Source organism: Mesorhizobium sp. P5_C1 (assembly GCF_054049815.1).
Window position 1 is genome coordinate 1 of sequence record NZ_JBFULQ010000189.1, and the last position, 9,813, is coordinate 9,813.

The 9,813-nt window shown below is 64.0% G+C and carries 11 protein-coding genes; 6 read left to right on the top strand and 5 right to left on the bottom strand.

Going from position 1 to position 9,813, the window contains the following annotated elements; genetic code table 11:
- From ACXJ7R_RS16445 to ACXJ7R_RS16460, 4 genes are all read right to left on the bottom strand, one after another.
- Positions 1–700, bottom strand: a 700-nt coding sequence (locus ACXJ7R_RS16445; RefSeq protein WP_457152758.1) for a hypothetical protein, incomplete at its 3' end; no start/stop codon positions are given.
- 95 nt (positions 701–795) lie between these two features.
- On the bottom strand, positions 796–1,458 hold the full coding sequence (locus ACXJ7R_RS16450; RefSeq protein WP_457152759.1) for an HAD family hydrolase: 663 nt from the start codon (positions 1,456–1,458) through the stop codon (positions 796–798).
- Positions 1,458–1,943: a dUTP diphosphatase gene (gene dut / locus ACXJ7R_RS16455; protein ID WP_457152760.1), complete on the bottom strand. Its 486-nt coding sequence runs from the start codon at positions 1,941–1,943 to the stop codon at positions 1,458–1,460. Before dut ends, ACXJ7R_RS16450 begins: the two co-directional genes overlap by 1 nt.
- A 130-nt stretch (positions 1,944–2,073) precedes the next feature.
- Entirely contained in the window at positions 2,074–2,544 is a 471-nt protein-coding gene (locus tag ACXJ7R_RS16460; protein WP_457152768.1) for an Lrp/AsnC family transcriptional regulator, read from the bottom strand.
- 115 nt (positions 2,545–2,659) lie between these two features.
- On the opposite strand from ACXJ7R_RS16460, the gene ACXJ7R_RS16465 reads away from it, so the two are divergent.
- From ACXJ7R_RS16465 to ACXJ7R_RS16475, 3 genes are all read left to right on the top strand, one after another.
- Positions 2,660–2,908 (top strand): DUF6356 family protein, encoded by a 249-nt coding sequence (locus tag ACXJ7R_RS16465; protein ID WP_457152761.1) that lies wholly within the window; start codon positions 2,660–2,662, stop codon positions 2,906–2,908.
- Positions 2,909–2,923: 15 nt separating this feature from the next.
- Positions 2,924–3,724, top strand: coding sequence for a class II glutamine amidotransferase (locus ACXJ7R_RS16470; RefSeq protein ID WP_457152762.1), 801 nt, complete (start codon positions 2,924–2,926; stop codon positions 3,722–3,724).
- A 178-nt stretch (positions 3,725–3,902) separates the two neighbouring features.
- Entirely contained in the window at positions 3,903–5,276 is a 1,374-nt protein-coding gene (locus ACXJ7R_RS16475) for an amidase (RefSeq protein WP_457152763.1), read from the top strand.
- Here the strand turns inward: ACXJ7R_RS16475 and ACXJ7R_RS16480 are convergent.
- Positions 5,270–6,343 carry an NAD(P)/FAD-dependent oxidoreductase gene (locus tag ACXJ7R_RS16480; protein WP_457152764.1) on the bottom strand — a complete coding sequence of 358 codons (1,074 nt, stop codon included), beginning with the start codon at positions 6,341–6,343 and terminating at the stop codon, positions 5,270–5,272. The genes ACXJ7R_RS16475 and ACXJ7R_RS16480 overlap by 7 nt on opposite strands.
- A 118-nt stretch (positions 6,344–6,461) precedes the next feature.
- On the opposite strand from ACXJ7R_RS16480, the gene ACXJ7R_RS16485 reads away from it, so the two are divergent.
- The 3 genes from ACXJ7R_RS16485 (at position 6,462) to ACXJ7R_RS16495 (ending at position 9,676) form a co-directional block, all read left to right on the top strand.
- Positions 6,462–7,058 (top strand): TetR family transcriptional regulator C-terminal domain-containing protein, encoded by a 597-nt coding sequence (locus tag ACXJ7R_RS16485; RefSeq protein WP_457152765.1) that lies wholly within the window; start codon positions 6,462–6,464, stop codon positions 7,056–7,058.
- Positions 7,055–7,984: a haloalkane dehalogenase gene (locus tag ACXJ7R_RS16490; protein WP_457152766.1), complete on the top strand. Its 930-nt coding sequence runs from the start codon at positions 7,055–7,057 to the stop codon at positions 7,982–7,984. The genes ACXJ7R_RS16485 and ACXJ7R_RS16490 overlap by 4 nt, the downstream gene beginning before the upstream one ends.
- 99 nt (positions 7,985–8,083) lie before the next feature.
- A complete protein-coding gene (locus ACXJ7R_RS16495; protein WP_457152767.1) occupies positions 8,084–9,676 on the top strand; it encodes a peptide chain release factor 3 in 1,593 nt (530 codons plus the stop codon).
- Positions 9,677–9,813 lie beyond the last annotated feature (137 nt).

A 9,813-nucleotide genomic window follows, 5' to 3' on the forward strand; every position in this document is an offset into this window, starting at 1 on the left:
TGGCATCGGTCACCGTCACCTTGATGGCGGCAAAAGGCCGATCGTCGGCGATGGCCTGTAAGGCCACGTCCTGCTTGCGGCTGTAGCTGCACAGGTTTTCATCGAACGTATAGATCATGTCGATCAGTTCGAACTTGTCGCCGCGAACCATGATCAGCGGCGTGGCCACATAGTTCTGGTTCGAATTGAAATGCGCGCTCATGGTGATGAGGATGTCATCGTTGATGCTGACGGAAAGCTTGCCGGGTTCCCGGAAATAGGTGCCACGGTCGACCGCGACATTGACGGCGTCGAGCAGCTTTGGCTTGGCCGAAGTGTCGTAAAGCGCCAACACCGCATAGCCTTCGGCACTGTCGGGAGAATCGCCGAGGTCGAACAACATTGCCAGCCGGTCCTTGCCGCCAGCCTTGAGGGCCAGCACCGCGGCATTGGAAAAGCCCGATGTCTCGGGCGGCGAACCGCCGCTGTCCGGACCCTCGATGTGGCGCATGTCGATCGGCAGCCCACCCTTGTAGAAGCCGTCCTTGTCCGCGGCGAGATCCGGTATGACCATCCGCGCCAGGTCGAGATAGGTGACGTCCTGGTGGCCGGGCAGCGCGCTGCCGAGTTCCGGGAAGCTGACGGCTTGCGCGCCGGCGGCTGTCCAGAGAAATGGCAGCAGCGTCAAGGCGAGGATGAAGCGAAGCAGGTTCGTTGTCATAGGCGCGCCTTGGTCTGTCGGGCGCGCGGAACGTAGCATAGCGGTCCGGGACGTCCAATCCGTCCGTCAAACCCGGCGGATCGGTGGCCGGTAGGTCAGTGGATCGGCACCAGCCCGGCCAGCTCGCGCATGTCGTTGAACAGGATGCCGCCGGCCTGGATCAGGCCGTCGCGGTCGGAATAGGGGTCGCCATGATAGGAAAACACCCGCATGCCGGCGGCAATGCCGGCTTGCGTGCCGGCGACGCTGTCCTCGATGACGACGCAGTCGGCGGGCGCGAAGCCCATCGTCTTGGCCGCATGCAGGAACAGGTCGGGGAATGGCTTGCCGCGCCCGACCATCGTCGAGCTGAACATCGCGTGTTCGAACAGCGACAACAGCCCGGTCTGGCCGAGTGTGATGTGCATCTTCGACACCCGGGCCGAGGTGGCGACGCAATAGGCGATGCCGGCTGAGCCCACGGCTTCGACAAACTCGCGGACGTAAGGGATCGCCTCGACCCCGTGGGCGAACAGGTCCGGCAGGCCGGCATTCCAGCGGTCGACGAAATCGGCGCCGAGCCGGACGCTGGTCTCCTCTTCAATCTGTTTTTGCACCGACGCCATGCTGCGGCCGGAGAAATGCTTGCGGCAATATTCGAAGCTCGTCGGATAGCCGGCGGTAACAAGCCATTCGGCGAGGCGTCGATTGGCCAGATTCTCCGTATCGACCAGGATCCCGTCGCAGTCGAAGATGACGAGTTTTGGCAGTTCGGGCATCAGGCGGTGCCGGTCGATCCGAACCCGCCCGAGCCTCGCGCCGTGCCGCCAGCCAGGCTGCGCTCTTCCACGGCCGCCTGCGTCACCGCCGCGAAAACGATCTGGGCGATGCGCATGCCGCGCGTCACCGCGAAATCCTCGTCGCCGAGATTGATCAGCAGCACCTTCACCTCGCCGCGATAGTCGCTGTCGATGGTGCCGGGCGTGTTGAGGACGGTAAGACCATGTTTGAAAGCAAGGCCGGAGCGTGGCCGGACCTGGCCTTCCATGCCTTCGGGAATTTCCAGGATCAGCCCGGTCGGCACCAGGGCGCGTTTTCCAGGCAGGATCAGCAGCGGCCGGTCGTCGGCCACCGCTGCGCGCAGATCCATGCCGGCCGCGCCGGGGCTTTCATAGGCGGGGAGGGGAAGTCCTTCACCATGCGGCAACCTGACGAAGCCGACGGTCGGACCGATGACGGAGGGATTTTGAAGGGCTGCGCGCATAAAATCGATCCTATCGGCGCGAACGACGATTCAGTCAACTCAGGTCTAGCGCTATCAACGGCTTTCTTTCGGGCATCACTATGGCCTCCGGCATCCAGGTCAGTCCGACATCACCTGAATCCGAGCAGACCTAGCGCAGTTCCATTGGAACCACGGTGGTCTCCTTGATCTCCTCCATCACGAAGGAGGCCGAAACGTCCGACAGCGCCACCTTGGCGATCAGCCGCTGGTAGAGCCGGTCATAGGCCTTCACGTCGGCGACCCGGGCGCGCAGCACGTAGTCGAGGTCGCCCGACATGCGATAGACGCCGGTGATCTCGGGAAAGCCGGTCACCGCCGCCCGGAATTTCTGCAGCCAGTCCGGGTCGTGGTTGGACGTGCGGATCAGGACGAACACCGAGAGGCCAAGCCCGAGCTTTTCGGCATCGACCAGCGCCACGCGGCCGGTGATGACGCCGTCCTCCTCAAGTCGCTTCACCCGGCGCCAGCAGGCATTGCGCGACAAGGCCACCCGTTCCGACAGCTGGTCGACCGACAGCGTGCCGTCGCGTTGCAGTTCGGTGAGCAATTTTCGGTCGATTTCGTCGATTTCCAGCACCATGTGGGATGTTTGTCCCATGGAGTGCCCAAATACAAGGACATTTTGAGACCAATGAACCGGCGAAGCGTGTCAAGATACTCATATCAGGAACACCAAGCGCTGAAAGGGGAATAGCATGTCGCTCGCAACGATCTTCACCTCTCATCCGGCCAAGGTCGGTGAAACCTATTTCGGCCATATGGCCTTTGCCGCCTGGTTCTCGTCGCGGTTGTTGATGGCGGCGGGTGCCGCGCTCGTTCACGCTTTCTTACCATTTCTGTTCGAGACTACCGCCAGCCGAATCGTCCGCGAGCTTTACGAGCGGACGCACAACAGAGGCTCGCACGGGACCAAGGAGCCAGCGGCTCTCATGGATCGTGCCTAGAGGACGACAGAAGCGATGTGCCGGTGGGCGGCCTATCTCGGTGAAGCGGTTTTTCTCGAAGACATCCTCACGGCGCCCTGTCACTCGCTGATTGCCCAGAGCCATTGCGCCCAGGAAGCGAAATCGCCGACCAATGGCGATGGCTTTGGCCTTGCCTGGTATGGCGACCGGCCGGAGCCCGGTCTCTACCGCGACATCCTGCCGGCCTGGTCCGACCCCAATCTGAAGAGCCTGTGCCGGCAGATCAAGTCGGGCCTGTTCCTTGCCCATGTGCGGGCCTCGACCGGCGGCGCCACCAGCCGCATGAACTGCCATCCCTTCATTTCGGAGCGCTGGTCGTTCATGCACAACGGCCAGATCGGCGGTTTCGAGAAGATCCGCCGGGCGCTGGAAAACTCGCTGTCCGACGCCGTCTTCGACCAGCGCGAAGGCACCACTGATTCCGAATTGTTTTTCCTGCTGATGATCGACGAAGGATTGGTGGCCGATCCGCAAGGCGCCGTCTCGCGCGCCACCAGCCGCGTGCTTGAAGCCTCGCGCCGGGCCGGCCTCGAGCCGGTGCTGAAACTCACCGCCGCCTTCTCCGACGGCCAGGCGCTGCACGCGGTGCGCTATGCCACCGACGCCCACGCCCCGACGCTTTACACCTCCGTTTTCCGCAAAGGCGGCGGCCGCTGCATTGTTTCCGAGCCATTCGACCGCGAGGGCGGCGACTGGCAGGCGATCCCGCGATCGAGCTTCGTCACCATGACCACGGATGGTATCGCCATCCGTCCCTTTGCACCCGCATCGGCTCGGCTGGCACTGGCCGTCTAGTTACAAATTGCGGCAGCGTCGCAGGACAGAGGGGGCGCCGTAGAGCGCCGACCTCAGCAGCGTCGGCGCGCAATTCCGATCAAGCGCAGCCGATCCTCCAATGCTCAACTCCGCTTGAAGTCGCGTCGCTGTCGGCCATCTTGATCTGGACACGCGCGGCCAAGCCGGAGCATTGACTATGGACATCGTCTTTTCCTCAACCGTGGCGCTGGCCGCCGCGATCGCCGCGCGGAAAATCTCGGCTGTCGAGGCGCTCGACGCCCATCTGGCGCAGATCGACAGCCACAATGGGGCTGTCAACGCCGTCATCTCGCTCGACCGGGAAGGCGCTCGCGAGCGCGCAAAAAGAGCCGACGCAGCGCCGGCGCGCGGCGAGGTGCTCGGGCCGCTGCATGGCGTGCCGTTCACGCTGAAGGACATGCACGAGACGGCAGGCATGAAGACCACGGTCGGTTTTCCCGCTTTCGCCGATTATGTCGCCAAGCGGGACAGCCCGGTCGTTGCCAGGCTGAAGGCGGCCGGCGGCGTGCTGATGGCCAAGACCAATGTCGCGACCATGCTGGGAGACTGGCAGTCGAGCAATCCGCTGTTCGGCCGCACGAGCAATCCGTGGGACCTCCAGCGCACCGTCGGCGGCTCCAGCGGCGGCGCGGCGGCGGCGCTTTGTGCAGGGATGACGCCGTTCGATGTCGGCACCGACATGCAGGACTCGATCCGGCTGCCGGCCGCCTTCTGCGGTGTCTATGGCCTCAAACCGACCGAGCATCGCGTCTCGCTGGCCGGCGCCTTTCCCGATCCGGGAGGTGTCGCGCGCAGCGTGCGGCTGATGTCATGTCTTGGCCCGCTGGCGCGCAGCGTGGAAGATCTGGCCTTGATCTATCAAATCATTGCCGGCCCCGACGGAAGCGATACCGATCTTGCGCCGGTGCCGGTCGAAGGCATGCCGAAGCTCGACCCCAAGACATTGCGCATCGCCTTCGCACCGAACCTTCCAGGGTTTCCGGTGGCCAGCGAGATCAGCGCCGCGGTCGAAAGTCTGGCAAGGCAGCTGCAATCGGCAGGGGCGACCGTCGAGGAAGCGAAACTTCCAAAACTCGATCTGCACGACGATCTCAAGCAAGGCGGCGCGCTCATCGGCATGATGATGGAGGCCGCGCAGCCGGAGCCGCCTGAGGAGCCGACACCGGTCTCGCGCTGGTTCGAGGCGCTCGCCCGCCGCGACAAATCCATTCTCGCCTGGGACCAGTTCTTCGAAACCTGGGATGCGCTGCTTTGCCCGGTCGCCATGACGACGGCCTTCCCGCATTGCGATTCGGGCGCGCCAATCCAGGTCGACGGCAAAGAGCAGAGCTACTGGATGCTGCCGGCCTATGGCGCCGTATTCAACTACAGCGGCCATCCGGCACTTTCGCTGCCGTGCGGACAGGACAGCGACGGTTTGCCGATCGGCCTGCAACTGGTCGGCAAACGTTGGTCGGAGTCGCGGCTGCTCGGCGTCGCCAAGGCAATCGAACCGCTGGCGGGTGGCTTTCGTCGTCCGCCGGGTTACTGAGCGAAGCGCGACAGCCCGTAGGGCGCCAGCAGCGGGTCGCGCTCGCCGTCGAGAATTTCCCGGGCGGCGAACAGGCCGACAGCCGGCGCCAGCGTGATGCCAGAATGCATGACCGCGACGTAGAGGCCGTCCAGGCCCTCGGCACGGCCGATGATCGGAAAACCGTCGATCGGCGTCGGCCGGTAGCCAACCGTATGGAAATCCAGCTCCAGTCCGTCGCCGCCGTGCAGCATGGCTTTCAGGGCCGCAAACAGGTCGCGGGCGGTGACTTCGGCATCCATGCCAGGGTCGGCGCCGCCAAAATCCGAGCCGGCGATGATGCGGCCCTCCGCCGTCTGGCGCATATGCAGGCGCTCGGCCAGCACCAGCCCGTTGAGCAGTTTTGCATAAGGCCGCGAATGGACGATCAGCCCGGGCGGTATCTCGATCGGCAGGTTGATTCCGGCCGTCGCGGCGATAGGCGGTGACCCGACGCCCGCCGCGATCACCACCTCGTCGGCGGCTATCAGGCCATGCGATGTGTCCACGCCGTTGATCTGGCCGCCGGTCTGGACCAGCGCCGTCACCGTGCTGGAGATGATCCGCGCTCCGCGCCGTTCGGCGTCCGCCAGCAGCGCCCTGGTGGTGGTCACCGGTTCGGCGACACCCTCTTCGGCGACATGCAAGGCGACATCCGGCAGCTCGGCGAGATTGGGCTCAAGGCGCGCGACGCCAGCGCGGTCGACGTGCTTGATGCCGTAGCCCCAGGCGGAGTGCTCGGCGGCATAGGTTTCCATTGCGGCCGCCGACAAATCCCAGCACAGGCCGCCGCACCAGCTGAGCGGAATTTCGGGCAGGTCCCGCGCCAGCCGCGTCCATTCGGCCATCGCGCGGGTGCGCAACCGGAAATATGGCTGCGGATTGCCCCAGCTGGCATTGATCCAGGCGAAAGAGTTTGGCGTTGCGACGCCGCCGGCGGCGCTGTCGGCAATGATCGTCACCTGCGCCCCCGCTCTGCTCAGATGCCAGGCGATGGAGGCACCGATGATGCCGGCGCCGATAACGATCACTTGTTTCGCCACAGTCATGCTTGCTCCTCTGCCACGTGACCCCCTGAGGGCACTGATTCCAGTGCCATCCTCATGGTCGCTTGCCAACACCAAATACGTCACTTGACATCAATACGTACGTACGTATTATTTCACCATGGCTAGACAATCACTCCGCGAAAAACTCCTCGACGCTGGTTTCCGGACCATCTGGAATTCAGGCTATGCCGCTGCCGGCGTGCGAGACATCGTTGCCGCGGCCGATGCCCGGCCGGGTTCGTTCACCAACCATTTCGCCTCCAAGGAGGAGTTTGCCGGCGAGGTGCTCGACCGCTATTTCGCCTATGTCAGCGGCCTGGTCGAAGCAGCCCTTGCACAGGACGGGACGCCGCCCGTCGGCAGGCTACGCCGCTACCTCGATGTCATCACCTCGAAGCTCGAAGCGCATGACTGGGCGCGCGGCTGCATGATCGGCAATCTCAGCCTCGAAACCGCGGTGCACAGCGAACCGCTGCGCCTGCGGCTTGTCGCCATCTTCGAGCGTTGGCGCCAGCCATTCGCGGCCTGCATCGCCGAGGGTCAGGCGGCCGGTGACATCCCCCGGGCTTTCGATGCCGACGACCTCGCCGACTTCCTGCTGTCGTCGTGGCAAGGCGCCATGCTGCGCATGAAGGTCGAGCGCAGCCCGGCGCCGCTCGAGCGCTTCAAGAAAATCATCTTCAGCACAGTCTTTGCAAAGGAGCCGACCCAATGAGTTTGAACGCCGACAAGCCGCAATCCGGCTCCACCGCGCTGCGGCGCGAGGAAATCGCCGTGCTCGATTCGACCATGTCCTATGTCGAGGCCGGTGCGGCCGGTCCGACCGTGCTGTTCTTGCATGGCAATCCGACCTCATCCCACATCTGGCGCAACATCATCCCGCATGTCGCGCCGCTCGGTCGCTGCATCGCACCGGACCTGATCGGTTACGGCCAGTCAAGCAAGCCCGATATCGATTATCGCTTCTTCGATCATGTGCGCTATCTCGACGCCTTCCTCGATGCGCTCGACATCAGGGAAATGGTGGTGGTCGCGCAGGACTGGGGTACGGCACTTGCCTTTCATCTCGCGGCGCGGCGGCCACGCAACGTTCTCGGCCTCGCCTTCATGGAATTCATCCGGCCCTTCGAGCGTTGGGAGGATTTTCATCAGCGTCCACAGGCGCGCGAACTGTTCAAGGCGCTGCGCACGCCGGATGTCGGCGAGAAGCTGGTTCTGGAAGACAATGTCTTCGTCGAGAAAGTGCTGCCGGCCTCGGTGTTGCGCACGATGGGCGACGAGGAGATGACGGCTTACCGGGCGCCGTTCCCGACACCGCGATCGCGCAAACCGGTGCTGCGCCTGCCCAGGGAATTGCCGATCGAGGGTCAGCCTGCCGACGTCGCCGCCATCATCGAGCACGACCATCGTGCGTTGCGGCTTTCCACCTATCCGAAACTACTGTTCGCCGGCGATCCCGGTGCGCTTGTTTCGCCGCAAGCCGCAGGCGAATTCGCCGCCGGGCTGAAGAACTGCCGGTTCATCAATCTCGGACCTGGCGCGCACTATCTGCAGGAAGACCATGCCGACGCGATAGGCGAGGCCATTGCCGGCTGGCTTCCGGAGATCGTTCCGGCGAGCCACATGGCCGAGTTGGCCTGAGCGCGCCACGCCAACCGGCGGCGTCAGCGCCGCCGGACCGGTCGACAGCCCGGCACTGCGCTGCTAGAAGCCCGGCCTGTCACACGGAAATCCTGTAGAATGCCTGAAGCAATAGAAGAAGAAGTGGCGCGCCGCCGCACCTTCGCGATCATCGCGCACCCCGACGCTGGCAAGACGACGCTCACCGAAAAGCTGCTGCTGTTCGGTGGCGCAATTCAGCTTGCCGGCGAGGTCAAGGCCAAGAAGGACAGGATCCAAACCCGCTCCGACTGGATGAAGATCGAGCGCGAGCGCGGCATTTCGGTCGTCACTTCGGTGATGACGTTCGAATATGAGGACAATGTCTTCAACCTGCTCGACACACCCGGCCACGAGGATTTCGCCGACGACACCTATCGCACGCTGTCGGCCGTCGACAGTGCGGTCATGGTCATCGACGCCGCCAAGGGCATCGAGCCGCGCACGCTGAAACTGTTCGAGGTCTGCCGGCTGCGCGACATCCCGATCATCACTTTCGTCAACAAGATGGACCGCGAAAGCCGCGACCCGTTTGAGATTCTGGACGAGATCGAGCAGAAGCTGGCGCTGGATACGGCACCGATCACCTGGCCGATCGGTCGCGGCAAGACGTTTTCCGGCACCTATCACCTGGCGCTGAACGCGGTGCGCAAGGGTGACGACGAGAAGGAACGCACGCCGGTCAACGGTCCCGATTCCAACCGCGTCGCCGGTCTGTTGCCGGAGAACGAGCGCGAGGCCTTCATCGAGGAGCTGGAACTGGCGCGTGAAGCCTGCCGTCCGCTCGACATCGACGCCTTTCGCGAGGGCCATCTGACTCCGGTCTATTTCGGCTCGGCGCTGCGCAACTATGGCGTCCGCGACCTGATCGAGGCGCTTGGCGCCTTTGGGCCGCCGCCGCGCGCGCAGGAGGCCGATGCCCGCAAGGTCGAGGCGACCGAGGACAAGATGACGTCCTTTGTGTTCAAGATCCAGGCCAACATGGATCCCAATCACCGCGACCGCATCGCCTTCGTCCGCGTCTGCTCGGGCAAACTCGAGCGGGGTATGAAGGCCAAGCTGGTGCGCACCGGAAAGCCGATGAGCCTGTCGGCGCCGCAATTCTTCTTTGCCCGCACCCGCGTTACCGCCGACGAGGCGTTTGCCGGCGACGTCGTCGGCATCCCCAACCATGGCACGCTGCGCATCGGCGATACGCTGACCGAGGGCGAGGAAATTCTGTTCCGAGGCGTGCCCAACTTCGCCCCGGAAATCCTGCGCCGCGTCCGCTTGGGTGACGCGATGAAGGCCAAGAAGCTCAAGGAAGCGCTGCACCAGATGGCCGAGGAGGGCGTCGTGCAATTGTTCTCGCCGGAGGATGGCTCACCGGCCATCGTCGGCGTCGTCGGCGCGCTACAGCTCGACGTCCTGAAGGAGCGGCTGAACTTCGAATACACGCTCCCGGTCGAGTTCGAGATGTCACGCTTTTCGGTCTGCCGCTGGATATCGGCAGAGGACAAGGCCGAGGTTCTGCGTTTCATCGAAGCCCATCGCGGCGACATCGCCCGCGACCTCGACAATGATCCGGTGTTCCTCGCCCAGCACGCCTTTTCGCTGAACTACGAAGCGGAACGCTGGAAGGCGATCCGCTTCGCCACGATCAAGGACTATCAGGTTCGCGACAAGGCCGCTTGACGCGCCATCTTGCCTTCTCCCCTTGTGGGAGAAGGTGTCGCCGAAGGCGACGGATGGTTCCAGGGAACGCCAAGGTCTCACTCCGCTGGAACACCCCTCATCCGTCTCGGCGCTGCGCGCCGATCCACCTTCTCCCA

Excerpts from the sequence above, each read along its gene's own strand:
- ACXJ7R_RS16450 (WP_457152759.1), bottom strand. The coding sequence starts at position 1,458 with ATGCCCGAACTGCCAAAACTCGTCATCTTCGACTGCGACGGGATCCTG.
- dut (WP_457152760.1), bottom strand. The coding sequence starts at position 1,943 with ATGCGCGCAGCCCTTCAAAATCCCTCCGTCATCGGTCCGACCGTCGGC.
- ACXJ7R_RS16460 (WP_457152768.1), bottom strand. The coding sequence starts at position 2,544 with ATGGTGCTGGAAATCGACGAAATCGACCGAAAATTGCTCACCGAACTG.
- ACXJ7R_RS16465 (WP_457152761.1), top strand. The coding sequence starts at position 2,660 with ATGTCGCTCGCAACGATCTTCACCTCTCATCCGGCCAAGGTCGGTGAA.
- ACXJ7R_RS16470 (WP_457152762.1), top strand. The coding sequence starts at position 2,924 with ATGTGCCGGTGGGCGGCCTATCTCGGTGAAGCGGTTTTTCTCGAAGAC.
- ACXJ7R_RS16475 (WP_457152763.1), top strand. The coding sequence starts at position 3,903 with ATGGACATCGTCTTTTCCTCAACCGTGGCGCTGGCCGCCGCGATCGCC.
- ACXJ7R_RS16480 (WP_457152764.1), bottom strand. The coding sequence starts at position 6,343 with ATGACTGTGGCGAAACAAGTGATCGTTATCGGCGCCGGCATCATCGGT.
- ACXJ7R_RS16485 (WP_457152765.1), top strand. The coding sequence starts at position 6,462 with ATGGCTAGACAATCACTCCGCGAAAAACTCCTCGACGCTGGTTTCCGG.
- ACXJ7R_RS16490 (WP_457152766.1), top strand. The coding sequence starts at position 7,055 with ATGAGTTTGAACGCCGACAAGCCGCAATCCGGCTCCACCGCGCTGCGG.
- ACXJ7R_RS16495 (WP_457152767.1), top strand. The coding sequence starts at position 8,084 with ATGCCTGAAGCAATAGAAGAAGAAGTGGCGCGCCGCCGCACCTTCGCG.